Origin of the sequence: Rhodanobacter sp. FW102-FHT14D06, from assembly GCF_043950705.1 — a bacterium.
GTDB lineage: Bacteria > Pseudomonadota > Gammaproteobacteria > Xanthomonadales > Rhodanobacteraceae > Rhodanobacter.
Window position 1 is genome coordinate 2,038,179 of sequence record NZ_CP170722.1, and the last position, 24,482, is coordinate 2,062,660.

Here is a 24,482-nt window from a genome sequence, read left to right on the forward strand (position 1 = left end):
CGCGCCCGACAGTCTCCGGACACCTCGCTTCCGGGGTGGGCGCCTGAGCCGGCGCCAGGCACCGATGCCCGCGACCGCTCCACCGGCTCCGGTCGATCCGGCCGCCTGGCCACCCTACGTGCTGGCGCTGAAAGAGCGCATCGCTTATCTGCCCCCCGCACAAGTCACCCTGGTGTTGCGTGCGTACGCCGTCGGCGCACAGGCGCATGCGGGGCAGGAGCGCAAGAGCGGGGAGCCGTACATTACCCACCCGGTGGCAGTGGCCAGCATCCTGGCCGAGCTGGGGCTGGATGCCGAAACAATCATCGCGGCCATCCTGCATGACACGCTGGAAGACACCGAACTGAGCCGCGAAGCGCTGGCCGGCGAGTTTGGCGAGGTGGTGGCCGAGCTGGTGGACGGCGTCACCAAGCTGGACAAGATGCGCTTCGGCACGCGCCAGGAAGCCGATGCGGAAAGCTTCCGCAAGATGCTGCTGGCGATGGCGCGCGACATCCGCGTGATCCTCATCAAGCTGGCCGATCGCCTGCACAACATGCGCACGCTGGGCGCCAAGGACCAGGGTTCGCGCCGCCGCATCGCGCGCGAGACGCTGGAGATCTTCGCGCCGATCGCGCAGCGCCTGGGCATGAACAAGTTCAAGGCCGAGCTGCAGGATCTAGGCTTCCGCGCGCTGTATCCGGACCGCTACCGGGTCATCAGCGAGCGCATCCGCGCCGCGCTGGGCAACCGCCGCGAGGTGATGAGCAAGATCGAGACCGCGCTCACCACGCAGTTGGCGTCCGAGCATCTGAGCGCCCACGTGGTCGGGCGGATCAAGTCGCCGTGGAGCATCTACTCGAAGATGCGCAACGAGCACAAGACGTTCGCGCAGCTGATGGACGTGTACGGTTTCCGCGTGGTGGTCGACAGCGCCACCAGCTGCTACGTGGCGCTTGGTGCGGTGCACGCGCTGTACAAGCCGGTGGACCGGCGCTTCAAGGATTTCATCGCGATCCCCAAGGCGAACGGCTACCAGTCGCTGCACACGGTGCTGCTCGGGCCGTTCGGCGCGCCGATCGAGGTGCAGATCCGCACCGCCGAAATGGATTCCGTGGCCGAACGCGGCGTGGCGGCGCACTGGGCCTACAAGACCGATTCGGGCCCGGCCAACAGTGCCCAGGTGCGCGCGCGCGAGTGGCTGGCGTCGATGGTGGACAGTTCGGCGAACACGGTGTCCTCCTCGGAGTTCATCGAGAACGTCAAGATCGACCTGTTCCCCGACGAGGTCTATTTGTTTACCCCCCGCGGCGACATCCTCTCGCTGCCGCGCCATGCCACTGCGCTGGATTTCGCCTACGCGGTGCACACCGACGTGGGCGACCACGCGGTGGCCGCGCGCGTGGACAAGAAACTCACCCCGCTGCGCAGCCGGCTCGAATCGGGCCAGCTGGTGGAAATCATCACCGCGCCCTCGGCCGTGCCCAACCCCGCGTGGCTGGAGGTGGTGGTCACCGGCAAGGCGCGCACCGCGATCCGCCAGTACCTGAAACATCTGCAGCACGAGGACGCGGTCGATTTCGGCCACCGGATGCTGGATCGCGCGCTGGATGCGCTCGGCAGCAGCCTCGACGCGATCGCGCCGACGACGCTCGACCGCTTCCTGAAGACCTCCAAGTTCAAGCGGTTGGAGGAGCTGCTCTCCGACATCGCGCTGGGCAACCGCATGCCTGACGTGGTCGCGCGCCAGTTGCTGGGCTCGCGCTGGAAGAAGGCCGCCGGCTCCAAGGCAGGCGTGGCGCTGGCGCAGGAGAAGATCCGCATCAGCGGCGGCGAGCGCGGCGTGCTCAGCTTTGCCAACTGCTGCCACCCGCTGCCCGGCGACGACATCGTCGGCTACCTGTCCTCCGGCAAGGGCATCGTGGTGCATCGCGTGGAGTGCCCGAACGTGGTCGAGTTGCGCCGCTCGCCGGAACGGCTGGTGGCGATCGAGTGGGATCGCGACGTCAAGGGCGACTACCGCGCGCAGTTGCACATCGAGGTGATCAACCGCCCGGGCGTGCTCGCCACCGTGGCGGCGGCGATTGCGGCGGCCGATTCCAACATCGAGAACGTCGAGTACGTCGAGCGCGATGCCTCGGCGGCCACGCTGCTGTTCTCGATGGAAGTGAAGAGCCGCAAGCACCTGGCCGACGTGATCCGCCGCGTGCGCCGCACCGGCGTGGTCAGCGCGGTGCGGCGGTATCCGCTGTAACCCGGGAATCGGTGATCGGGAACGGTTCGGGCGTTCCGGGGTGTTTGCTTTCCTCCGGTGCGGCGATAGTCTTCCCGAATCCCGAATCCCGAATCCCGAATCCCGAATCCCGAGACCGCCCATGTCCCGCAGCATCATTTCCACTGGCCAGGCACCGGCCGCCATCGGCCCGTATTCGCAGGCCGTGCGTGCCGGCAACACCGTCTATTTTTCCGGCCAGATCCCGCTGGACCCGACCACCGGCAGCCTGGTCGACGGCGACATCGGCGTGCAGACGCGACGGGTGTTCGACAATCTCGCCGCGGTGGCGCAGGCTGCCGGCGGCTCGCTGGCGCAGATCGTGCGCGTGGGCATCTATGTCACCGACCTGGCCAACTTCGCCGCCGTCAACGCGGTGATGGCCGAATACTTCCAGCAGCCGTATCCGGCGCGCTCGACCATCGAGGTTTCCGCGTTGCCGAAGGCGGCGCAGGTAGAGGTCGATGCGATCATGGTGCTGGACTGATCCACGTCGCGGCTGTCGCCGACAGCCCGCAGCGGCGGCATCCTTACGACTGACGGGGATGCTCGGTTAGGCTTGGGTTTCATGGCCACGCGCAACGCCCGTCCCGTTTCTCCCGCCATTGCCGACCCCGGCATCGCGCCGCTCGCCACGTTGCCCGGCGTGGGCCCGGCGCTGGTCGCGTCGCTGGGCAAGCTCGGCCTGACGCGGGTGCAGGATCTGTGGTTCCACCTGCCGTTGCGCTACGAGGACAAGACGCGCATCACCGCGATCGCGGACTTGCGCGCCGGGGAACGCGCGCAGGTCGAGGGCGTGGTCGAGGCCGTCGAGCGCGGCTTCCGCCATCGCCCGCAACTCAAGGTGGCGATCGGCGACGCCAGCGCGCAGACCCTGCTGCTGCGCTTCTTCCATTTCAATCGTGCGCAGGCCGAACAACTGGTGCCGGGCACGCGGCTGCTCTGCTACGGCGAGGTGCGCCATGCCGCGCAGGGGCTGGAGATGGTGCACCCGAGCTACCAGCGCCTGGGTGACAGCGAAGCCTCGGTGGTCGACGAGCAGCTCAGTCCGGTGTATCCCACTACCGAGGGCCTGGGCCAGAAGCGCCTGGTCGCGGTGATCGGCAAGGCACTGGCCCTGCTGCCGCCGGCCGGGCAACTGGAGCTTATTCCGCCGGCGCTGTGCCGCACGCACGGGCTGACCTCGCTGCGCGATGCGCTGCTCTACGTGCACCGGCCACCGCCGGACGCGCACCTGGGCCAGTTGCTGCTCGGTCGCCACCCGGCCCAGCAGCGGCTCGCCTTCGAGGAGTTGCTGACCCAGCACCTTAGCCTCAAGCGCCTGCGCGCCGTGGTGCGGCAACGCCGTGCGCCGGTGCTGGGCGCACCGCGGCAGCTGCATCGGCAATTGCTGCGCGCATTGCCGTTCCGCCTCACCGCGGCGCAGCAGCGCGTGAGCGAGGAGGTCGCGCGCGACCTGGCGCAGGCCCAGCCGATGCTGCGCCTGGTGCAGGGCGACGTCGGCAGCGGCAAGACCGTGGTGGCCGCGCTGGCCGCGCTGGCCGCGGTGCACGCGGGCTACCAGACCGCCCTGATGGCACCGACCGAATTGCTGGCCGAGCAGCATCTGCGCAACTTCCGGCAGTGGTTGCAGCCGCTGGGCATCGAGGTGGAATGGCTGGCCGGCAAGGTCACCGGCAAGACACGCCGGCAGGCGCTGGCCCGCGTGGCCGACGGCGCGGCGGTGGTGATCGGCACGCACGCCTTGATGCAGGAGGGCGTGGCATTTGCGCGGCTGGGCCTGGTGATCGTCGACGAGCAGCACCGCTTCGGCGTGCAGCAGCGGCTGGCATTGCACGAGAAGGGCCGCCAGGACCGACTGGTGCCGCATCAACTGGTGCTCACCGCCACGCCGATTCCGCGCACGCTGGCGATGAGCGCGTATGCCGATCTCGACGTCTCGTCGATCGACGAATTGCCGCCCGGACGCACGCCGGTGCAGACCATCGCGGTATCCAATGCGCGCCGCGCCGAAGTGATCGAGCGCATCCATGCCGCCTGCGCCGAGGGGCGGCAGGTGTACTGGGTGTGCACCCTGATCGAGGAATCCGAGCAGTTGCGCGCGCAGGCGGCCGAAGTCGCCCACGCCGAGTTGTGCGCGGCGCTGGAGGGCTTTGTCGTGGGTCTGATCCACGGCCGCATGAAGGCAAAGGACAAGCAGGCGGTGATGGACGCGTTCAAGGCCGGCGAGCTGGCCGTGCTGGTGGCCACCACGGTGATCGAGGTCGGCGTCGACGTGCCCAATGCCAGCCTGATGGTGATCGAGAACAGCGAGCGGCTTGGCCTGGCACAGCTGCACCAGTTGCGTGGTCGCGTCGGCCGCGGCGCGGTGGCCTCCAACTGCGTGCTGCTGTATCAACCGCCGCTGGGCCAGCTCGCGCGCGAGCGCCTGCAGGTCATGCGCGAAACCAGCGACGGCTTCCGCATCGCCGAGAAGGATCTGGAACTGCGTGGCCCCGGTGAAGTGCTCGGCACCCGCCAGACCGGCCAGCTCGCCTTCCGCATCGCCGACCTGTCGCGCGACGCGCACCTGCTGCCCGCGGTGCAGGCGGTGGGCGAGCGCATGCTGGCCGAGTTCCCCGACCAGACCAGCCGGTTGATCGAGCGCTGGATCGGCGGCGCCGCGCGGTTCGCAGATGCGTGAGCGGTCATCGGCAGTCGCCCCCCGCCGTTTCATCCCATAAACTGGACGGCTGGACAGGAACCCGATGCACATGACCAAGCCGCAACTCCTGATCGACACCGATCCCGGCGTCGACGACGCCCTCGCCATCCTGATGGCCGCCGCGCATGCCGACATCGCCGGCCTCGGCATTGCCGCCGGCAACGTCGGCCTGGAGCACACCCTGCGCAACGCACGCACGCTGGTCGACCTGCTTGGCCTGGCCACGCCGGTGTTCGCCGGTTGCGCCATGCCGCTGGTGCGTGCGCCGGAGGAAGATGCCGCGTTCGTGCATGGGCGTGACGGTTTCGGCGACGTCGGCTTCGCCGAGCCCGCCGCCGCGGTCGCCGCCGAGTCCGCTGCGCTGGCGCTGCTGCGCCTGACCCTCGAGCGTCCCGGCGAGCTGACCCTGGTGGCACTGGCGCCACTGACCAACCTGGCGCTGGCGTTGCGGCTCGACCCCGGCCTGCCGCAGCGGGTGAAGCGGCTGGTGGTGATGGGCGGCGCGGTGACCGGCCACGGCAATACCGGCAAGGTGCCGGCCGAGTTCAACATCGGTTTCGACCCCGAGGCTGCGCACGTCGTGTTCGAGGCGTTCCCGTCGTTCGACCTGGTGGACTGGGAGGCAACCCTGCGCCACGCCTTCGACGACGCGGAGTTCGACCGCTGGCTCGCTGCCGGTGACCGGCGCGCGGCGTTCTTCGGCAAGATCGCGGCGACCGCGCGGGGCTACAACGCCAAACACGACCGCCACGGGCTGGTGGCGGCCGATGCGCTGGCGATGGCGGTCGCGCTCGACCCGACCATCGTCACCCGCAGCGAACGCCGCGCGGTCGCGGTAGAGCTGGACGGCCGCCTGACCCGCGGCGCCACCGTGGTCGACTGGAAAGGGCGCCTGGGCCGGCCGGCGCAGGCCAACATCGTGCTGGAGGTCGACCACACCCGCTTTGCCGCGATGGTGCAGCGCGCGCTGGGGGTGCCCGGCTGAACCCCCCGTGCTTGCGCGTTCCCGGCGTTGCCCGCTACAATGCCGCTCTTTTCACCGCCGCATTCAGAGTCTGTCATGAAAGCCGATACCCATCCGAACTACGCCCCGGTGGTGTTCCAGGATCTGTCGTCCGATTTCTCGTTCCTCACCCGGTCGACCATGTCCAGCAAGGAAACCGTCAAGTGGGAAGACGGCAATGAGTACCCGCTGATCAAGGTGGATATCTCCAGCCATTCGCACCCGTTCTACACGGGCAAGCAGAAGACCCTGGACGTGGGTGGCCGCGTGGACAAGTTCCGCCGCCGCTACGCCGGTTCGGTCAAGGAATAAACCCTTTTACCTCCGCTCCCTCCGGGTTGCGGGCGGTTCGAGACACGGGGCAGGCGCAGGCTTGCCCCGTGTCTTTTTCGTGCCCGGCGTACGACCATTCGCCATCGAATGCGCGACCGCCGTTGTGCGATAATGGGCAGTGGCCCGATGCCTGCAGCAGAGTGGCGCAAGTCTTCGCGGAGCTTGTTCCAGCCGGTTTCCGGCATCGGTTGCGTCGCGTGCTTTCCCCGGCTGCCGACATCCACCCTTTCCCTTGCCGTGCGATGACGTCCCCACCGTCGTCGCCGGCGACGAACCACATGCGAGGAGGTTTCCGTGTCCGACCCCAAGACCGTCAAGCTGGTCGATGAATCGAGCCACAAGAGCAGCGAACTGCCGCTGGTTTCCGGCACGCTCGGTGCCGCGTGCATCGACATCGGCACGCTGTACAAGGACACCGGCCATTTCACCTATGACCCGGGCTTCGGCAGCACTGCCAGCACCAAGAGTGCCATCACCTACATCGACGGCGACAAGGGCGTGCTGCTGTATCGCGGTTACCCGATCGAGCAGCTGGCCGAGAAGTCCAGCTTCCTCGAAGTGGCCTATCTGTTGCTCAACGGCGAGTTGCCCAATGCTGCCGAGTTCGACACGTTCGAACATGACATCACGCATCACACGATGATGCACGAGGCGCAGAAGAACTTCTTCCAGGGCTTCCACCACGACGCGCACCCGATGGCGATGCTCGCCGCGGCAGTGGCGTCGCTGTCGGCGTTCTACCACGACAAGCTGGACGTGGAAGACCCGGCCGACCGCAAGATGGCGGCGATCCGCCTGATCGCCAAGATGCCGACCATCGCGGCAGCCTGCTACCGCTACACGATCGGCTGGCCGGTGCGCTACCCGCGCAACAACCTCGAGTACGTCACCCGCTTCCTGCACATGATGTTCGAGGTGCCGAGCGAGCCGCTGCAGATGAACCCGGTGGCGGCCAAGGCGCTGGACCTGCTGTTCATCCTGCATGCCGACCACGAGCAGAACGCGTCCACCTCCACCGTGCGCCTGGTCGGTTCCACCGGTGCCAACCCGTATGCCTCGATCGCCGCCGGCATCACCGCGCTGTGGGGCCCCGCCCATGGCGGCGCCAACGAGGCGGTGCTCAAGCAGCTGGAGGAGATCGGCAAGCCGGACAACGTCGAGTCGGCGATCCTGCGCGCCAAGGACAAGAACGACAGCTTCCGCCTGATGGGCTTCGGCCACCGCGTCTACAAGAACTTCGACCCGCGCGCCAAGATCATTCGCGAGATGTGCCACAAGGTGCTGGACGAGCTGGGCGTCAACGATCCGATGCTGGACGTGGCGATGAAGCTGGAAGAGGCGGCGCTGAAGGACGACTACTTCGTCGAGCGCAAGCTGTATCCGAACGTCGATTTCTACTCCGGCATCATCTACAAGGCGCTGGGCATCCCCACCGAGATGTTCACCGTGATGTTCGCCATCGCGCGCACCGCCGGCTGGATCGCGCACTGGATCGAGCAGCACGAAACGCCCGGATCGCGCATCGGCCGTCCGCGCCAGGTCTACACCGGCGCCGACGTGCGTGATTACGTGCCGGCCGGCAAGCGCTGATTCACCGCTTGGGCTGATCCTCGGTTTCGCGCAGAACGCCCCGGCCCGGCCGGGGCGTTCTGCATCTGGCGCTCGGCGCGGTCAGCGCAACGCGGCGCGCAGGCGCTGTTCGAAGCCCTCGTCGGCATCGTCCTCGGCCAGCAGCATCTCCACCTGGGCCAGCGCGGCGCGGCGCATCGGCCGGTCGTCGGTGCGATCCAGCGGCGCCTGGCGCAGCGCGTTGCGCGGCAGCACGGTGAGGTCGAACGGCACGGCGTCGGCGGCGAACAGCAGCACCGGGTACTCGGGCTGCTCGGTGCGGCTGTAGCGCAGGCGGCGCACCTGCATTTCCAGCGGCACGCCGTGCTCGCGCAGGAAACGCACCACCGCTTCGGCATCGTCGCTGTACACGTGCAGGCACACCGCCGAATGCATGTCGGCGGTGCCGTCGAGCACGGCGCCGACCAGGCGCGGTTCGAACGGGGCGAGGAAGGTCATCGCCTCGACCGCCGCCTCGCGCCGCTGGCGCAGCAGCTGGGGTTGGCTGTCGCCGAGGAACAGGCGCTGGTGTTCGCGCAGCGCCTGTTCGATCTCGAGGTTGCGCGGCAGCGCCTGGCTGTCGAGTATGCCCAGCCGTTCGGCGGCCTTGAGCTTGGCATGGTGGAAATTGCGGATGCCGTGCTCGCTCATCAGCCGGGCCGCTTCCTGGGCCACGCGCAGGCGATTGCGTTGCAGCCGGTCATGGGCGTGGATGCGGTGGTGTTCGCCTCGGGACATGACGCACTCCTCGACATTGGATGGCGGCGTCCGGGAGCGGCGTCGCCTGCCCCCGGGTCAGAAGATCTCGTAGGCGTGCTGCTTGTCCTGCTCCTTCTGCTGGGCGGCCTGGCTGCGCAGGCGGTCGACGTCTTCCACCTTGAACATCTCGTTCATGCCGTTGGGGTCGTCCGCACCGGTCGGCAGGCCGCTTTCGCGGTTGATCCATACCGTACTGATTCCGGGCGGCATCGGCAACGTGCTGGGCGGCAGCCCCTTCAGCGCCGCGCCCATGTACTGCATCCACACCGGCAGGGCCGCCTTGGCGCCGAATTCGCCGCGGCCGAGCGAGCTGTAGTCGTCGAAACCCACCCAGACCGCGGTGGACAACTCGCCGTCGAAGCCGACGAACCAGGCATCGCGATGGTCATTGGTGGAGCCGGTCTTGCCGGCCAGGTCGGGGCGCTCCAGCGCGCGCGCGGCCGAACCGGTGCCGCGCAGGATCACGTCCTTCATCAGCGAGGTGATCAGGTAGTCGTTGCGCGGACCGATCACCCGCGGGGCGAGTACCGGTGCATGCCGGGCGCCGTCGTGGATGTCGGCCGGCAGCACCGCATCGCCGACACCGTCGACGCTCTCCGACTCGGCGGGCGCGTCCGTGCTGCCGGCGGTCGCCAGGCGATTGGCCGGCGGCCGGGCCATGTCCGGCGGCGGCGGGCCGGGCGGGCGCGTGTCGAGCAGGCGTTCCTGGCAGTTGCGGCAGGCGCGGGCGGGATTGGCCAGGTACACCGGCTTGCCGTCGCGGTCGTCGATCTCGTGAATGAAATACGGCGTGACCAGGTAGCCGCCGTTGGCGAACACGGCGTAGCCGCGCGCCATGCCCATCGGCGAGACCGAGGCGGTGCCCAGGGCCATCGACAGGTTGGCCGGGATCGCGTCCTGCGAGAACCCGAAGCGGGTGGCGTATTCGCGCATGTAGCTCACCCCGATGGCATCCAGCAGTCGCACCGAGACCAGGTTCTTCGATTGCACCAGCGCCTCGCGCAGGCGCATCGGGCCGGCGAACTTGCCGTCGTCGTTGGACGGCGTCCAGATGCCGTTGGGGCGCGAGGGGTCGGGCAGCGCCAGCGGTGCGTCGTTGACGATCGAGGCCGGGGTGAAGCCGCGATCGAAAGCGGCGGAATAGAGGTACGGCTTGAAACTCGAACCCGGCTGGCGCGCGGCCATGACGGCGCGGTTGAACTTGCTGCGGTTGAAGTTGAAGCCGCCCACCAGGGCCTCGATCGCGCCATCTTCCGGATTGAGCGAGACCAGCCCGCCCTGCACGGCGGGTATCTGCGCCAGCTGCCAGTTGCCCTTCTCGTCGCGGGCCAGGCGGATGACGTCGCCGCGCTTGAGCACGGCATCGACCCGCGTGGGCGCGGCGCCGACGCGGCTGTCGCTGATGTGCGGCCGAGCCCATTTCACCGCGTCGAGGTCGAGCCGGGCGCTCTCGTGACTGGACAGGTACACGCTGGCATGGTCGGCGTCGCTGCTGATGACCAGTCCCGGCTGCATGCCCGAGACGCTGCCGTAACTGGCCAGCACCTGGTCGAAATCCGCCTCGCTGGCGCCCTCGGCCAGCTCCTTGTGCGCCTCCGGCCCGCGCCAGCCATGGCGGTGGTCGTAGGCGACCAGGCCGTCGCGCAGGGCGTCCACCGCCTCCTGCTGGCGCATGCTCTGCACCGTGGTGCGGACCACGTAGCCTTCGGTCAGGGCGTCATTGCCGAGGCGGTCGAGCACCTGCCGGCGCACCATCTCGGCGAGGTAGGGCGCGTCGACCTCGATCGGCTGCTCGTGGGCAAAGGCGCGATTCGGCTCGGCCACCGCCTGTTCGTACACTGCCTGGGTGATGTAGTTGTGCCGCAGCATCTCGCCGAGCACCCAGTTGCGCCGTGCCATCTCGCGCTTGGGGCTGTTGATCGGATTGACCGCCGAGGGCAGCTGGAAAGTGGAGGCGATCGCCGCGCACTCGGCCACGGTGAGCTGGTCCAGCGTCTTGCCGTAGTAGTACTCGGCCGCCGCCGCCACGCCATAGGAACGATGGCCGAGGAACATCTTGTTGAGGTAGAGCTCCAGGATCTGGTCCTTGGTCAGCTCGTGCTCGATGCGCAGCGCGATGAAGATCTCGGTAAGTTTGCGCGAGTACAGCTTTTCCGGGCTCAGGAAGAAGTTGCGCGCCACCTGCTGGGTGATGGTGGAGCCGCCGGGTCCCTTGTCGCCGCCGGTGATGATCACGTGCCAGCCGGCCCGGGCGATGCCGCGCCAGTCCACGCCGGGGTGGTGGTAGAAGTCGGCGTCCTCCGCCGACAGCACCGCGTGCTTGAGCCGGTCGGGCACCTCGGCGATGTCCACCGGGATGCGCCGGGTTTCGCCGAAAGTCGCGATGAGCTTGCCATCGGCGCTCAGCACGCGCAGCGGCACCTGCATGTGATAGTCCTTGAGCACCGCCACCGAGGGCAGCCGGGGAGCTATCAACCAGTACGCCACGCCTGTCGCGAGCACTGCCAGAAGCAAACCGGAAAAGGCCAGGAGCAGTGCCCAGCGCAACAAACGCTTGAAAATTCGCATGGTGTGGATAGCGAGACCTGAGTCAAAGCATGACAGAGTATAGATGTAGCAACATGCTCGTCAGGCAACCGAGGACGGCTCCGCAAAGCAAGAGGCGCGCCAGCCGGGCAAGCTCTGCAAATGTGGTGGACATCACGCCAATTACTTGAGAAAGTTCCTGTAGACCGTTGCCATTGCGTTAATTTTTAGATTTAATGCCACTGCGCATCCCGCCAGAACTCTGGTCAGGGCGTCAGCGGCAAGGGGGACACACCGTGGGGCTCTTTACACCGAAGAAGCCGGCGCTGATCGGCGTCGACATCAGTTCGACCGCCGTCAAGCTGCTGCAGCTGAGTCAGGCGGGCGGGCGCTATCGCGTGGAGCACTACGCGGTGGAACCGCTCCCGCCCAATGCGGTGGTCGAGAAGAACATCGTCGAGGTCGAGGCGGTGGGCGACGCGATCCGCCGCGCCCTGGCCCGCTCGGGTTCCAAGCTCAAGCACGCCGCCGCCGCGGTGGCCGGGTCGGCGGTGATCACGCGGATCATCCCGATGACCAGCGAGCTATCCGACGATGACCTCGAGGGCCAGATCCAGGTCGAGGCCAATCAGTACATCCCGTATCCGATCGACGAGGTCAGCCTCGATTTCGAGGTGATCGGCCCGGTACGCGACAACCCGGACATGAACAACGTGCTGCTGGCGGCCTCGCGCACCGAGAACGTCGACATGCGCGTGGCGGCGTTGGATCTGGGCGGCCTCACTGCCGGCGTCATCGACGTGGAGGCCTTCGCGATGGAGAACGCCTTCGCGATGGTCGCCGACCAGCTCAACGTCGGCCGCGACGCCCTGGTGGCGGTGGTCGACATCGGCGCGACCATGACCACGCTTTCCGTGCTGCGCAACCAGCGCACCATCTATTCGCGCGAACAGGTGTTCGGCGGCAAGCAGCTCACCGACGAGATCATGCGCCGCTTCGGGCTCTCCTACGAGGAGGCTGGCCGCGCCAAGCGCAAGGGCGGCCTGCCGGAGTCCTACGAGACCGAGGCGCTGGAGCCGTTCAAGGAGTCGCTGATCCAGCAGATCAGCCGCCTGCTGCAGTTCTTCTTCGCCGGCAGCGAATACAGCAAGGTCGACCAGGTGGTGCTGGCCGGCGGCTGCGCCTCGATCGAGGGACTGGGCCCGATGCTGGAAGAGCAGCTCGGCGTGCCTTGCGTGGTCGCCAACCCGCTGGCCCGCATGTCGTTGTCGCCGCGGGTGCAGGCCCAGGCGCTGGCGCAGGATGCCCCGGCCCTGATGATCGCGGTCGGCCTCGCCCTGAGGAGCTTCGACTGATGGCACACGTCAACCTACTTCCGTGGCGCGCGGAGCGGCGCAAGCAGCGCGAACGCGAGTTCTACATGCAGCTGGCCGCCGCTTTCGTGGCCGCCGTGCTGCTGCTGCTGCTGTGGATCTTCTGGATGGACCAGCGCATCGACAACCAGAACGACCGCAACGCCTACCTGCAGACCGAAATCAAGCAGCTGGACGTGCGCATCGCCAAGATCAAGGATCTGGAAAAAGTGCGCGAGCACCTGCTGGCGCGCAAGCAGATCATCGAGCAGTTGCAGGCCGATCGCTCGCAGATGGTGCACCTGTTCGACGAACTGGTGAAAACCATCCCGACCAGTGCGCGGCTGACCGCGCTCAAGCAGAGCGGCCAGTCGATGTCGCTCGACGGCGTGGCGCAGTCCAACGCCAGCGTCGCCGAGTACATGCGCAACATCGAGTCCTCGCCGTGGATGGGCCATGCGGACCTGCGCAAGACCGAAAACACCCATGATGCGACCCGCATGCCCTACCAGTTCGGCCTCAACGTGACGCTGAGCCGGCCCAAGACCGACGAGGTCGACCCGACCAAGGCGCAGGTGGAACCGACTACCTCCACGGCCACGCCGGCCGTACCTGCAGCGCTCAACGCGCCGCCGGCCAGCGCGACCTCCGCCACGGCCAGGTCAACGCCGGAAGTCACGCCCACCCCTGCCGCCGCTGCCAAGGGAGGTGCCGGATCATGAGTTTCTTCAGCGATCTGCAAAACCTCGACAAGAACAACGTCGGCGGCTGGCCGCAGTCGGTCAAGATCTTCTTCACCGTGCTGGTCCTCGCGGTGGTGCTGCTGGTGGGCTGGTACTTCATCGTCAGCGACCAGCAGGACAGTCTCGACACGCTGGCCACCAAGGAGAACAGCCTCAAGCAGGAGTTCTCCACCAAGCAGGCCAAGTCGGTCAATCTCGAGGCGCTGGAGCAGCAGCTCAACGAGATGCAGGACATGCTGCGCCAGTTGCTGCGCCAGCTGCCCAGCAAGACCGAGATGCCCGAGTTGCTGATCGACATCTCGCAGACCGCGCAGGCCGCGGGGCTGGAGAGTGACCTGTTCGTGCCAGGCGCGGAAACGCCCAAGGACTTCTACGCGGAGAGACCGATCGCCTTGAAGTTCACCGGCACCTACCATCAGTTCGGCACCTTCATCAGCGGCGTGGCTTCGCTGCCGCGAGTGGTCATCCTCACCATGCACGACGTCTCGCTGACGCCGAAGGCGCCGACCAAGGCGGGCACGGCTGGCACCGGACAACTGGTGCTGGAGGGCACGGTCAAGACCTACCGTTATCTCGATGACGACGAAAGCGCTGCCGCGGCAACCAAGGCGGGGGCGAAGAAATGATGAACAAGTCGATTGCCCGCAAGTCCGCCGGCGTGACGCGGCTGCTGCTGATCCTGCTGGCTGTGCTGGTTCTGGCCGGTTGCACCCGCGGCATGTCCGACCTGCGCACCTGGGTCGCGCAGGAGAAGGCCAAGAAGGGTGCGCCGATTCCGCCGCTGCCCGTGATCAAGACCTTCGAGACGTTCAAGTACGAAGACCAGGACAAGCGTGATCCGTTCAGCCCCAGCACGGCCGAACTGCAGAACGACAACGCGACCAGCGGACCGCGGCCGGACGCCAACCGGGCCAAGGAGCCGCTGGAGATGTTCGCCCTCGACAGCCTCAAGATGGTCGGTACGGTTGGTGTCGGTCCGAAGATGGAGGTCCTGATCAAGGACCCGGGTGGTGTCATCCATCGCGTCCATGTGGGGGAATACATGGGACAGAACTACGGACACATCACCGCCATCAGCGAAGACCATGTCGATCTGGTCGAGTTGGTATCCAACGGCAATGGTGGCTGGATGGAACGTCCCGCCAGCGTCGCACTCGGCGAGCAATAGGTACACAGGGGCAGATGCAATGACCAACCAATTCCAATCCGTGCGGGGCCGAGTCATGCGCCATGCGAGCCGTTACTTCCTGATGGGCCTGCTGATCGTCGGTGCCACCTGGGCCAGTGCCGCCATCGCGGCCACCACCACGCTGAAGAACATCAGCTACGACGCCTTGCCAGGCGGCAGCGTCCAGCTGCACCTGAACTTCGGCGACGGCCCGGTGCCGGAGCCGAAGATCTTCACCACGGACAATCCGCCGCGCATCGCGGTCGACCTGCCCGATACGACCAATGCCGCCGGGCGGCACATGGACATCGGCAAGGGTTCGACCTCCGGCGTCTCGGCAGTGTCTGCCGGTGGGCGCACCCGAGTGGTGGTCGAGCTGATGCGCGCGTCGAGCTACCGCGCCAGCGTCGATGGCAACAGCCTGGTGCTGACGATCAACAACGGCACCGCCGACCAGGCGGTCACCACCGCCTCCACGATCGACCCGACCAAGCGGCTGCCGTCGTCCTCCGATGGCCCGGCGATCTCCAACATCGACTTCCGTCGCGGCCCGAACGGCGAGGGCCGCGTGCTGGTCAGCTTCAGCGGCAGCGGCGCGCAGCCGGAAATGACCCGTCAGGGCGACAAGGTGGTGGTCACCATCGATCACGCCAACCTGCCGGCCAACCTCGCGCAGCGCCTGGATACGCTGGACTTCGCTACCCCGGTGCAGTCGATCACCAGCCGCGTCGGCAACGGTGGCGGCGCGCGCATCGAGATCGACACCAAGGGGACGGTCGAGACCTCGGCCTACCAGACCCCCGACCAGTACGTGGTCGAGGTGGCACCGAAGAAGGCCGCCGCCAAGGATGAGCGCCTGGCCAAGCTGGACGCGCAGCCCAATTACAACGGCAAGCGCGTCACCTTCAACTTCCAGGACATCCCAGTGCGCTCGGCGTTGCAGCTGATCGCCGATATCTCCGGGCTCAACCTGGTCGCCTCCGACAGCGTCGGCGGCAGCGTCACCCTGCGCCTGGTCAACGTGCCGTGGGATCAGGCGCTGGACGTGATCCTGCGCGCCAAGAGCCTGGACAAGCGCCGCAACGGCAACGTCATCTGGGTCGCGCCGCAGGCTGAGTTGGCCAAGTACGAACAGGATCTGGCCGACGCCAAGCTGAAGGCGCAGGACACCGCCGAGCTGGTCACCGACTACGTGCCGATCAGCTACGGCAAGGCCTCCGACATCGCCAAGCTGCTGACCACCGGCAGCATGCAGGGTGGCGGTGGCGGCGGCGGCGCCAACGCCCAGCGCGGCTTCCTCTCGCCGCGCGGCAGCGTCTCGTTCGACCAGCGCACCAACACCCTGCTGCTCAACGACACGCCGGAGAAGATCAAGCAGTTGCGTGAGCTGATCGCCGTGCTGGACAAGCCGGTGCAGCAGGTGCTGATCGAATCGCGCATCGTGGTGGCCACCGACGACTTCACCCGCGAGCTGGGCGTGAAGTGGGGCGTGTCGGGCAACCAGACCAACAACAACAACATCATCACCACCGCACCGACCGGCGATGGCGCGCTGAAGTACGGCACCGGCGTGCACAACAACATCGTCAACTACAACAACGCAGTCACCGACTGGGTGGCCAACGGCAGCCAGGGTGCTCCGCCGCATCCGGGTGCGGTGACCTTGCCCGGCGGCTTCAACGTGAACATGCCGGTGAACGGCGGCAGCACGCTGGGCTTCGCCATCCTCGGCGCCAACTACGCGATCGACCTGGAGCTCTCCGCAGCGCAATCCGAAGGCCGTGGCGAGGTGATCTCCAGCCCGCGCGTGATCACCGCCAACCAGCAGGAGGCCGTGATCCGCCAGGGCCAGGAAGTCGGTTACGTCACCTACCAGAACCAGGGCTCCGGCACCGGTGGCGCACCGACCGCCTCGGTGCAGTTCAAGGACGCCGTGCTGGAGCTGAAGGTGACCCCGACGATCACCGCCGACAACCGCGTCTACCTGGCGATCAACGTGAAGAAGGATGCGCTGGCCGGCTTCCTCAACACGCCGAACGGCCAGGTGCCGCAGATCGACACGCGCGAGGTGAACACCTCGGCGCTGGTCGACAACGGCCAGACCGTGGTGCTCGGCGGCATCTACGAGGTCAACAAGAGCAACACCGTCTCCAAGGTGCCCGGGCTGGGCGACATCCCCGGTCTCGGCGCGCTGTTCCGCAACACCAAGCGCAGCACCACCAAGGCGGAGCTGCTGATCTTCGTGACGCCGCGCATCCTCAGCGACACCTTGCAGTAAGCCGCCACGCAGCGGCGAAGAAAAGGGGCGGCTTCGGCCGCCCCTTTTTCGTGCGCGCCGGCCGCCGGCGCACGTCACATTAAACTTCCCGTGCCGATGATGGTCTGAAGCACGCCGACGCGTCCGCTCTCCAAGGATGCCGCAGGCCTTGCCCCGTAACTGGAACTGCCCATGGACATGCCCGAAAACCCGCCTCTCGGCGCGCTGCAGCAATCGTTCGCCCGCCTGCGCGAGGAGCTGGTGGATTGCATCATCGGCCAGCCGAAGCTCATCGATTGCCTGCTGGTGGCGCTGCTGGCCGACGGCCACCTGCTGGTCGAAGGCGCGCCCGGCCTGGCCAAAACCACCGCGGTGAAGGCGCTGGCGGCGCGGATCGAGGCGGATTTCCACCGCGTGCAATTCACCCCCGACCTGCTGCCGGCCGACCTCACCGGCACCGACGTGTTCCGGCCGCAGTCGGGCAGTTTCGAGTTCGAGCGCGGGCCGCTGTTCCACAACATCATCCTGGCCGACGAGATCAACCGCGCGCCGGCCAAGGTGCAGTCGGCCCTGCTCGAGGCGATGGCCGAGCAGCAGATCACCGTGGGCCGCAGCACCTGGAAACTGCCCGAGCTGTTCATGGTGATGGCCACGCAGAACCCCATCGAGCAGGAGGGCACCTTCAGCCTGCCGGAGGCCCAGCTCGACCGGTTCCTGATGCACGTGACGATCGGCTATCCCGATGCCGCGGCGGAGCTGGCGATCCTCAAACTGGCGCGCGAGCAGGCCAGCCGGCGCGCCCACCCGGCCGCGCCGCCACGCGCGCTGCTCAGCCAGCACGAGGTGTTTGCCGCGCGCGATGCGGCGATGGCCGTGCACATGGCGCCGGCGCTGGAGGAGTACCTCGCGCAGCTGGTGCTGGCGACGCGCGACGCCGGCCGTTATGGCGCGGAATTGAAGCGCTGGATCGCCTGGGGCGGGAGCCCGCGCGCCACCATCGCGCTGGATCGCTGTTCGCGGGCGCAGGCCTGGCTGGCCGGCCGCGCCTACGTGTTGCCCGAGGACGTGCATGCAATCGTCCATGAGGTGCTGCGCCATCGGGTGCTGCTCAGCTACGAAGCGCAGGCCGAAGGCATCACCCCCGACCAGGTGGTGGCGCGCCTGCTGGATCTCGTGCCGCTGCCGTGAGTGTCCTGGCGTCACAAGTCGCGGATGGCAATGGCGCAAGCGAGGTGTCGCTGGCCGAGCTGATCGCGTTGCGTGCGCGCGTCGGCCCCGTGCGCATGGCGCCGCTGAGCACGCGCGCCGCCCGCCACGGCCAGCAGTCCAGCCGTCTGTACGGCCGCGGCATGGATTACGCCGAGTCGCGCGTCTACCAGGCCGGCGACGATGTGCGCCGACTCGACTGGCGACTCACCGCGCGCAGCGGCAAGCTGCACACGAAGCTGTTCCAGGAGGATCGAGAAGGCTGTCTGCTGATCCTGCTCGATACCCATGCCAGCATGCATTTCGGCACGCGGGCGCGTTTCAAGTCGGTGCAGGCGGCCCGCGCGGCGGCACTGGCCGCGTGGTTTGCCACCCGTGCCGGCGAGCGCGTGGCGATGCTGGGCTTCGGCGGCGCCGACCAGTGGTTGGCGCCGCAAGCCGGCGCGCATGGTGCACTCGCCGTATGCGGTGCGCTGGCGCGATGGCACGCGGCGGATCGCGCCGACCAACAACAGCCGCTCTCCGATGCGCTGACACGCGCGGCACACGTGGCGCGGAGTGCGAGCCGTGTCCTGCTGCTCAGCGACGGCTTCAGTTGCGACGCCGCCGCGCGCCAGCGACTGATTGAACTGACCCGGCACGCGGGCGTGGCCGTGCTGGTCACGGCGGATGCGCTGGAGCTGGAGCTCGCGCCGCCGGGGCGCTATCCGCTGGAGCATGCAGGCGAGCGTCGCGAGGTGCGGCTGCAGTCGGCGCATCAGCGTGCAGATTTTCGCCAGGCATTGGGTGCAGGCGCCCGACGGCTGAGTGAGTTGGCCGGCTCGCTGGGTCTGCGCCACGCCACCATCGATACCGCGGCCGATCCGCTCGATGCCGTGGCGGGCCTGATCGGTCGCAAGAGGTCGCCGCGATGATCGCGGCGGCGACGCCGCCGACGGCCGCTGCGCCGGGGCCGGTACTGCGCGACATCCACCTGCCGGCCGAACCCTCGTGGTGGCCGCCCGCACCCGGCTGGTGGCTGCTTGCCGTGCTCGCGCTGCTGGTGTTTGCGGGCCTCGCGTGGGTTTGGCAACGCCGTTGCCGCGTGCGGCAACGGCAGCGGCGCATTCTCGGCGAGCTGGAGAACCTTGTCCGGCGGCACCGCGAGGACGGCGATCGCGCGGCCCTGCTCGGCGGCCTGCATCAACTCTTGCGGCGCGTCGCCCGCGAACAGGACGCCGCCGCGGTGCATCTGCGTGGCGATGCCTGGCGGCACGTCCTGGCGCGGGTGCCGGTGGACGCGGCCACGCAGGACAGCCTGCATCGGCTGGAGCAGCTCATCTACCAGCCACCCCGCAGCGGCGACGAAAACGATCTCGTCGAGGCCGCACGGCGGTGGCTGCGTTTGGCCGTAAAGCCGTCCACATGGAAGCGGAAGAAGCCCTCCTCGGAGCCAGCCGATGCCTGAATTCGCCTGGCCCTGGGTCGTACTGCTGTTGCCGTTGCCGTGGTTGCTGCGCTGGTGGTGGCGTGCGGCCGCCCCGGGCGTCGCGCTGCATCTGCCACAGCCGGGTGTGAAGCTGGATTCGGTGGCTGATCGGCGCAACCACGGTGCCGCGCCGTGGCTGCTCGGGCTGGCCTGGTTGTGCCTGCTCGCCGCCGCGGCGCGGCCGCAGTGGCTGGGTCCGCCGCAGGCGCAGCAGCGCAGCGGGCGGGCGATGATGATGGCGGTGGATCTCTCCGGCAGCATGCGCACGCCGGACATGCAGCTGGCCGGCCAACCGGTCAGCCGCTTCGGCGCGGTGGAGGCGATCGCCAGCGACTTCATCAGCCGGCGCCGCGGCGACGAAATGGGCCTGATCCTGTTCGGCAGCCAGGCCTATCTGGTCACGCCGCTGACCTACGACCTCTCGGCCGTGCGCGCGCAGTTGCAGACCGCGGCGGTGGGCCTGGCGGGCGACCAGACCGCGATCGGCGACGCCATCGCCGTGGCGGTGAAGCGATTGGCGGGCCTGCCGGAGGCAGCGCGCGTCCTGGTGTTGCTCACCGACGGCGTCAACAACGCCGGCGGCATCGCTCCGCGCGAGGCGGCGCGTGCCGCCAAGGCCGCGGGCGTGCGGATCTACGCCATCGGCATCGGCGCCACCGCGATGCAGGTGCCGGGATTCTTCGGCCTGCAGATGGTCAACCCCTCGGCCGACCTCGACGCCGACATGCTCAAGGCGATCACCGCCGAAACCGGCGGGCGCTTCTTCCGTGCCACCGACAGCAGCGAGCTGGCCGACGCCTACCGCACCATCAACGCGCTGGAGCCGATGCCGCGGCAGGGGCCGGCGTTGCGGCCGCGCCACGAACTGTTCCGCTGGCCGCTGCTGGCTGCGCTGGTGTTGCTGCTGCTGGCGATCGTGCCCACCCGGCTGCGTGTGCGGGAGCAGGCGGCATGAGCGAGCTGCTGCAACAGTTCCATTTCCTGCACCCCTGGTGGTTGCTGGCACTCCTCGGCCTGCCGCTGCTGGCGCTTCCGTGCTGGCGGCGCGACAGCGGCCAGCTGATCCTGTCGCGACTGGTCGACCCGGCTTTGCTGCCACGGCTGCTGCGCGGACAGCCGCGCCAGCGCCAGTTGCCGCTGTGGCTGTTCGCGCTGGCCTGGCTGCTGGCCACGCTGGCGCTGGCCGGGCCGACCTGGAACCGCGTCGAGCAGGCGCTGTACGCCAACCGTCCGGCGCAGGTGCTGGCGATCTCGCTGTCGCGGCACATGCTGGCGCGCGACGTGGCGCCGAGCCGGCTCGATCGCGCACGGCTCAAGGCGCACGAGCTGCTGGCGGCCAACCGTGCCGGCCTGAACGCGCTGATCGGCTACGCTGGCGAGGCCTTCGTCGTCGCGCCGCTGACCTCCGATGCCCACAGCCTCGACGATCTGCTCGACGCGATGGCGCCCGACACCATGCCGGTGGACGGCAACGACGCGGCCGCGGCGATCGACCGCGGCGTGCGCCTGGTCCAGCAGGCGAATGCCGACGGCGGCACGCTGGTGCTGATCACCGACCAGGCGGATGCCGCCGCCGACGCGGCCGCGCGCAAGGCGCTCGCCGCCGGCGTGCGCGTCTCGGTGCTCGGCGTGGGCAGCGTCCACGGCGGCCCGGTCCCGCTGCCCGAGGGCGGCTTCCTGCACGACGCGCAGGACCGCATGGTGCTGGCCGCACGCGACGACGCCGCGCTTGACGCGCTGGCGCGCGCAGGCGGCGGCGTCTACGTGGCGATGAGCGCCGACCACGGCGACATCGACGCCCTGCACGCGCAACTGCGCAGCAGCGGCGCCGCCCAGGCCAGCGGCCAGCACGGTGCGCAGTGGCAGGATCGCGGGCCGTGGCTGTTGCTGTCGCTGCTGCTGGTGGCCGCCACGGCGTTTCGCCGCGGCTGGATCATGCTCGTGCTGCTGGTCAGCCTGCCGCTGCTGCCGCGCACGGCGCAGGCCGGCACCTGGCAGGACCTGTGGCAACGCCCCGACCAGCAGGCCGTGCAGGCGCTGCGCGACGGCCATGCCGTGCAGGCGCAGCAACTCGCCCGCGATCCCGCCTGGCGCGGCGTGGCGGCTTACCGCGCCGGCGACTATGCCGCGGCGGCGGACGCGCTGCAGCACGCTCCCGGCAGCGATGCCGCCTACAACCGCGGCAATGCGCTGGCGAAAGCGCAGCAGTATCGACAGGCGATCGAGGCCTACGACCAGGCGCTGCAAATCGATCCGGCCAATGCCGACGCCAAGGCCAACCGCCAAGCCGTGGAAGAGTGGCTGAAACGGCAGTCGAAGCAGCAAAAATCCTCGCCGGACAGCGCGGGCCAGAACAAGTCCGAGCAGGACAAGTCGGGCGACGACAAGTCGGGCCAGGAGAAATCAGGCCAGGAAAAATCGGGTGGGAACAAATCGGAGCAGGACAAGTCGGGGCAGGGCAAATCCGACAAGAGCCAGTCGCCTTCCGGTGCGGGCGAACAGGACAAGCCGTCGAACGGTTCGCAGCAACCCGGCGACGCCAGCACCCACGATCAGCCCGCGCCACGCAGTGCGCGGGAGCGCGCCGAGCAGAAGGCGCAGGCCGAGCAGGCGCAGCGCGCCTTGAAGCAGCAGATGGACCAGGCGCTGGCCGCCGGCCAGCCCGCGGACGCGAAGTCGCCGGCCACGCACCAGCTCGGCACGCTGGACCGGGATGATCCGCAGTCGAAGCTGCCGGCCGACCTGCGCCACGCGCTGCAGCGCGTGCAGGACGACCCCGGCGGCCTGCTGCGGCGCAAGTTCGAACTGGAATATCGCGAGCGCCACGGTGGCGGCGCGCAGGAGGACGACCAGCCATGAGTCACGCACGCATCATCGTCTTGTGCCTGTTCGCGCTGATGCTGGTGCCGGTCGCGCACGCGGCGCAGGTGAGCGCGACGCTGGATCGCGATCACGTGCAACTGGGCGACACGGTCACGCTCAATATCCGCGTCGAGGGCGCCGCCGCGTCCGCCGCGATGCCCGACCTGCAGGCGCTGCAACAGGATTTCAGCATCCTCGGCACCTCGCAGAACAGCAGCCTGTCGGTCGAGAACGGCAAGGCGACGTCCAGCCTCACCTTCGGCATCGCGCTGCGGCCTCTTCGCGCCGGCAGCTTGCAGATCCCGTCGCTGCAGGTCGCCGGCGAACGCACGGCGCCGCTGTCGCTGCAGGTCGACGCGCAGGGGCCCGTGGCGGGTGCCGCGCCGAATCGCGACGTGTTCATGGAGGCGACGGTGGAGCCACAGCGCGGCTATGTCGGCGAGCAGTTCAGCTATGTGGTGAAGCTGTTCTACGCGGGCAACCTCAGCGGCGGCTCGATCGACATGCCCGATGTCCACGGGGCGACGCTGCAGCCGCTGGGCAAGGACATCGGCTACGACACGCAACGCGGCGGCCGCAGCTACCACGTGCTGGAACGGCGCTATGCGCTGATCCCGCAGCAGGCCGGCCGGCTGGAAATCCCTGCAGCGAGTTTCCAGGGCAGTGCGGTTGACCCGTACGACCCGGGCAGCTTCTTCGGCGCCACCAACAACGTCTCGGCCAGCGCCGCGCCGGTGGCGATCGATGTGCAGGCGGCGCCTGCGGATTGGGGCAACAAGGCGTGGTTGCCGGCGCGGGCGTTGAGCCTGACGATCGACGGCTGGCCGGACGCGCAGCAGCCGGTGCGCGTGGGGCAGCCGCTCAACCTCACCATGACGTTGCGCGCCACCGGCTTGTCCGACGACGCGCTGCCGAGCCTGAGCCTGCCGCCGCTGGACGGCGCCACGGTCTATCCCGACAAGCCGGTCAGCCGCAACCATGTCGCCGGGCAGTGGACCGTGGGCGAGCGCGAGCAGGCGTTCGCCATCGTGCCCGAGCGCTCCGGCCCGCTGACGATCCCGGCGACCACGGTGACCTGGTGGAACGTGCTCACCGACCGCCAGGAGGTGGCACAGATCCCCGCGCGCAGCATCGAGGTGCTGCCGGCGATCGGCGGCAGCACGGCATCACCTGCAGGCGCGGTGCCGGCGGCGACGACTGCGCCCGCCACGACCGCACCCGTGCCCGCGCCCGCCGGTGCCATGCCATGGCGCTGGATCGCGCTGGCCAGTCTCGCGCTGTGGTTGCTCAGCGTGCTGGCCTGGTGGTGGCAGCGTCGGCGGCGCGCCATGCCCAAAGCTTCCCCGGCGCCCGCGGTTGTGCCGGACAGCGCGCGCCGGGCGCGACAGGAGTTCATCAGCGCCGCGCGCGGCACCGACGCCGCACGACAACTGCACTGCCTGATGGCCTGGGCGCGCGCCGAGCGACCGCATGTCCAGCATCCGGGCGAGTTGTCCGCTGCCCTGGACGATGCGGCACAGCGCGCGGTGATCGACGACTTGCAGCGTCGTCGCTACGCCGCCGGTACGGCGGCGGGCGACGTCGGCGGCACGGCACCGGCGGAGGCGTTCAAGCGGGGTTTCGCCTGGCGCCAGACTGGCACGGGCCATCACTCGGACGACGCGTTGCCGCCGCTGTATCCGTTCAAGCTGCGTTGAAGGGTGTGCCGTCGTCCGGCGTGGCGTCGCGCACACGCCGGAAGATATCGGCCACGCTGTTGCTGAAGCAGCATACGGTGATGCTGACGCGATCGTCGCGGGCGAGTTCGTCGCGCAGGCTGGCCAGCGCCACCGCGGCCGCCTGCGCCACCGGATAGCCGTACACGCCACAGCTGATTGCCGGGAACGCGATCGTGCGCAAACCGTGCTCGCGCAGCAGCCGCATCGCGTTGGCGTGGCAACTTGCCAGCAGTCGCGCCTCACCCTGCGTGCCGCCCTGCCACACCGGGCCGACGGTGTGGATCACGTGTGCCGCCGGCAACGCGAAGCCCGGCGTGATGCGCGCCTCGCCAGTCGGACAGCGCACGCCCGGACGCACCGACGGAAGCTGCCGGCAGGCCTGCAGCAGCGCGGGGCCGGCGGCGCGGTGGATCGCGCCGTCGACGCCACCGCCGCCGAGCAGGCTGGCATTGGCGGCGTTGACGATGGCATCCACGTGCAGCGTGGTGATGTCGGCAATGACGATGTCCAGGGGCATGGCTTTG

At 68.6% G+C, this 24,482-nt stretch carries 20 protein-coding genes; 17 read left to right on the forward strand and 3 right to left on the reverse strand.

Going from position 1 to position 24,482, the window contains the following annotated elements; genetic code table 11:
* The first annotated feature begins 64 nt into the window (after nt 1–64).
* The 6 genes from ACFCQI_RS09225 to ACFCQI_RS09250 all read left to right on the forward strand — a co-directional run bounded on the left by ACFCQI_RS09225 (nt 65) and on the right by ACFCQI_RS09250 (nt 7,881).
* Complete coding sequence (locus ACFCQI_RS09225) at nt 65–2,233, forward strand: RelA/SpoT family protein (protein WP_395121176.1); 2,169 nt, start codon at nt 65–67, stop codon at nt 2,231–2,233.
* Nucleotides 2,234–2,354: 121 nt separating this feature from the next.
* A complete protein-coding gene (locus ACFCQI_RS09230; protein ID WP_395121177.1) occupies nt 2,355–2,738 on the forward strand; it encodes a RidA family protein in 384 nt (127 codons plus the stop codon).
* Between the two features lie 81 nt (nt 2,739–2,819).
* Nucleotides 2,820–4,934: an ATP-dependent DNA helicase RecG gene (gene recG / locus ACFCQI_RS09235; RefSeq protein ID WP_395121179.1), complete on the forward strand. Its 2,115-nt coding sequence runs from the start codon at nt 2,820–2,822 to the stop codon at nt 4,932–4,934.
* Nucleotides 4,935–5,004: 70 nt separating this feature from the next.
* Nucleotides 5,005–5,940: a nucleoside hydrolase gene (locus ACFCQI_RS09240; protein WP_395121181.1), complete on the forward strand. Its 936-nt coding sequence runs from the start codon at nt 5,005–5,007 to the stop codon at nt 5,938–5,940.
* A 75-nt stretch (nt 5,941–6,015) separates the two neighbouring features.
* Nucleotides 6,016–6,270: a type B 50S ribosomal protein L31 gene (locus ACFCQI_RS09245; protein ID WP_395121183.1), complete on the forward strand. Its 255-nt coding sequence runs from the start codon at nt 6,016–6,018 to the stop codon at nt 6,268–6,270.
* A gap of 315 nt (nt 6,271–6,585) precedes the next feature.
* Nucleotides 6,586–7,881, forward strand: coding sequence for a citrate synthase (locus tag ACFCQI_RS09250; RefSeq protein ID WP_395121185.1), 1,296 nt, complete (start codon nt 6,586–6,588; stop codon nt 7,879–7,881).
* An 81-nt stretch (nt 7,882–7,962) separates the two neighbouring features.
* Here the strand turns inward: ACFCQI_RS09250 and ACFCQI_RS09255 are convergent, their stop codons facing one another.
* A complete protein-coding gene (locus ACFCQI_RS09255; protein ID WP_395121187.1) occupies nt 7,963–8,637 on the reverse strand; it encodes a hypothetical protein in 675 nt (224 codons plus the stop codon).
* Between the two features lie 57 nt (nt 8,638–8,694).
* Nucleotides 8,695–11,226, reverse strand: a complete 2,532-nt coding sequence (locus ACFCQI_RS09260) for a penicillin-binding protein 1A (RefSeq protein WP_395121189.1) — start codon at nt 11,224–11,226, stop codon at nt 8,695–8,697.
* A gap of 254 nt (nt 11,227–11,480) precedes the next feature.
* On the opposite strand from ACFCQI_RS09260, the gene ACFCQI_RS09265 reads away from it, so the two are divergent.
* The 11 genes from ACFCQI_RS09265 (at nt 11,481) to ACFCQI_RS09315 (ending at nt 23,937) form a co-directional block, all read left to right on the forward strand.
* On the forward strand, nt 11,481–12,539 hold the full coding sequence (locus ACFCQI_RS09265) for a pilus assembly protein PilM (protein ID WP_395121191.1): 1,059 nt from the start codon (nt 11,481–11,483) through the stop codon (nt 12,537–12,539).
* Complete coding sequence (locus ACFCQI_RS09270) at nt 12,539–13,258, forward strand: PilN domain-containing protein (protein ID WP_395121193.1); 720 nt, start codon at nt 12,539–12,541, stop codon at nt 13,256–13,258. Before ACFCQI_RS09265 ends, ACFCQI_RS09270 begins: the two co-directional genes overlap by 1 nt.
* Nucleotides 13,255–13,905, forward strand: a complete 651-nt coding sequence (locus ACFCQI_RS09275) for a type 4a pilus biogenesis protein PilO (RefSeq protein WP_395121195.1) — start codon at nt 13,255–13,257, stop codon at nt 13,903–13,905. Before ACFCQI_RS09270 ends, ACFCQI_RS09275 begins: the two co-directional genes overlap by 4 nt.
* Nucleotides 13,905–14,447, forward strand: a complete 543-nt coding sequence (locus tag ACFCQI_RS09280; protein ID WP_395121197.1) for a pilus assembly protein PilP — start codon at nt 13,905–13,907, stop codon at nt 14,445–14,447. Before ACFCQI_RS09275 ends, ACFCQI_RS09280 begins: the two co-directional genes overlap by 1 nt.
* Before the next feature lie 55 nt (nt 14,448–14,502).
* Nucleotides 14,503–16,725, forward strand: coding sequence for a type IV pilus secretin PilQ (pilQ, locus tag ACFCQI_RS09285; protein ID WP_395121199.1), 2,223 nt, complete (start codon nt 14,503–14,505; stop codon nt 16,723–16,725).
* Between the two features lie 171 nt (nt 16,726–16,896).
* Complete coding sequence (locus ACFCQI_RS09290) at nt 16,897–17,892, forward strand: AAA family ATPase (RefSeq protein WP_395121201.1); 996 nt, start codon at nt 16,897–16,899, stop codon at nt 17,890–17,892.
* The gene (locus ACFCQI_RS09295; protein WP_395121203.1) at nt 17,889–18,824 is read left to right on the forward strand and encodes a DUF58 domain-containing protein; all 936 of its coding nucleotides are present in this window, start codon (nt 17,889–17,891) and stop codon (nt 18,822–18,824) included. Before ACFCQI_RS09290 ends, ACFCQI_RS09295 begins: the two co-directional genes overlap by 4 nt.
* The gene (locus ACFCQI_RS09300) at nt 18,821–19,357 is read left to right on the forward strand and encodes a DUF4381 domain-containing protein (RefSeq protein WP_395121205.1); all 537 of its coding nucleotides are present in this window, start codon (nt 18,821–18,823) and stop codon (nt 19,355–19,357) included. The genes ACFCQI_RS09295 and ACFCQI_RS09300 overlap by 4 nt, the downstream gene beginning before the upstream one ends.
* The gene (locus ACFCQI_RS09305; RefSeq protein ID WP_395121207.1) at nt 19,350–20,333 is read left to right on the forward strand and encodes a VWA domain-containing protein; all 984 of its coding nucleotides are present in this window, start codon (nt 19,350–19,352) and stop codon (nt 20,331–20,333) included. The genes ACFCQI_RS09300 and ACFCQI_RS09305 overlap by 8 nt, the downstream gene beginning before the upstream one ends.
* Nucleotides 20,330–22,237, forward strand: coding sequence for a tetratricopeptide repeat protein (locus ACFCQI_RS09310; RefSeq protein ID WP_395116001.1), 1,908 nt, complete (start codon nt 20,330–20,332; stop codon nt 22,235–22,237). Before ACFCQI_RS09305 ends, ACFCQI_RS09310 begins: the two co-directional genes overlap by 4 nt.
* Nucleotides 22,234–23,937, forward strand: coding sequence for a BatD family protein (locus ACFCQI_RS09315; protein WP_395116003.1), 1,704 nt, complete (start codon nt 22,234–22,236; stop codon nt 23,935–23,937). Before ACFCQI_RS09310 ends, ACFCQI_RS09315 begins: the two co-directional genes overlap by 4 nt.
* Here the strand turns inward: ACFCQI_RS09315 and ACFCQI_RS09320 are convergent.
* On the reverse strand, nt 23,924–24,475 hold the full coding sequence (locus ACFCQI_RS09320; protein WP_395116005.1) for an O-acetyl-ADP-ribose deacetylase: 552 nt from the start codon (nt 24,473–24,475) through the stop codon (nt 23,924–23,926). The genes ACFCQI_RS09315 and ACFCQI_RS09320 overlap by 14 nt on opposite strands.
* Nucleotides 24,476–24,482 lie beyond the last annotated feature (7 nt).

Bases quoted from the DNA above. Each gene is read 5' to 3' on its own strand.
- ACFCQI_RS09225 (WP_395121176.1), top strand. From the start codon at position 65: ATGCCCGCGACCGCTCCACCGGCTCCGGTCGATCCGGCCGCCTGGCCA.
- ACFCQI_RS09230 (WP_395121177.1), top strand. From the start codon at position 2,355: ATGTCCCGCAGCATCATTTCCACTGGCCAGGCACCGGCCGCCATCGGC.
- recG (WP_395121179.1), top strand. From the start codon at position 2,820: ATGGCCACGCGCAACGCCCGTCCCGTTTCTCCCGCCATTGCCGACCCC.
- ACFCQI_RS09240 (WP_395121181.1), top strand. From the start codon at position 5,005: ATGACCAAGCCGCAACTCCTGATCGACACCGATCCCGGCGTCGACGAC.
- ACFCQI_RS09245 (WP_395121183.1), top strand. From the start codon at position 6,016: ATGAAAGCCGATACCCATCCGAACTACGCCCCGGTGGTGTTCCAGGAT.
- ACFCQI_RS09255 (WP_395121187.1), bottom strand. From the start codon at position 8,637: ATGTCCCGAGGCGAACACCACCGCATCCACGCCCATGACCGGCTGCAA.
- ACFCQI_RS09260 (WP_395121189.1), bottom strand. From the start codon at position 11,226: ATGCGAATTTTCAAGCGTTTGTTGCGCTGGGCACTGCTCCTGGCCTTT.
- ACFCQI_RS09270 (WP_395121193.1), top strand. From the start codon at position 12,539: ATGGCACACGTCAACCTACTTCCGTGGCGCGCGGAGCGGCGCAAGCAG.
- ACFCQI_RS09275 (WP_395121195.1), top strand. From the start codon at position 13,255: ATGAGTTTCTTCAGCGATCTGCAAAACCTCGACAAGAACAACGTCGGC.
- ACFCQI_RS09280 (WP_395121197.1), top strand. From the start codon at position 13,905: ATGAACAAGTCGATTGCCCGCAAGTCCGCCGGCGTGACGCGGCTGCTG.
- pilQ (WP_395121199.1), top strand. From the start codon at position 14,503: ATGCGCCATGCGAGCCGTTACTTCCTGATGGGCCTGCTGATCGTCGGT.
- ACFCQI_RS09290 (WP_395121201.1), top strand. From the start codon at position 16,897: ATGGACATGCCCGAAAACCCGCCTCTCGGCGCGCTGCAGCAATCGTTC.
- ACFCQI_RS09300 (WP_395121205.1), top strand. From the start codon at position 18,821: ATGATCGCGGCGGCGACGCCGCCGACGGCCGCTGCGCCGGGGCCGGTA.
- ACFCQI_RS09305 (WP_395121207.1), top strand. From the start codon at position 19,350: ATGCCTGAATTCGCCTGGCCCTGGGTCGTACTGCTGTTGCCGTTGCCG.
- ACFCQI_RS09310 (WP_395116001.1), top strand. From the start codon at position 20,330: ATGAGCGAGCTGCTGCAACAGTTCCATTTCCTGCACCCCTGGTGGTTG.
- ACFCQI_RS09315 (WP_395116003.1), top strand. From the start codon at position 22,234: ATGAGTCACGCACGCATCATCGTCTTGTGCCTGTTCGCGCTGATGCTG.
- ACFCQI_RS09320 (WP_395116005.1), bottom strand. From the start codon at position 24,475: ATGCCCCTGGACATCGTCATTGCCGACATCACCACGCTGCACGTGGAT.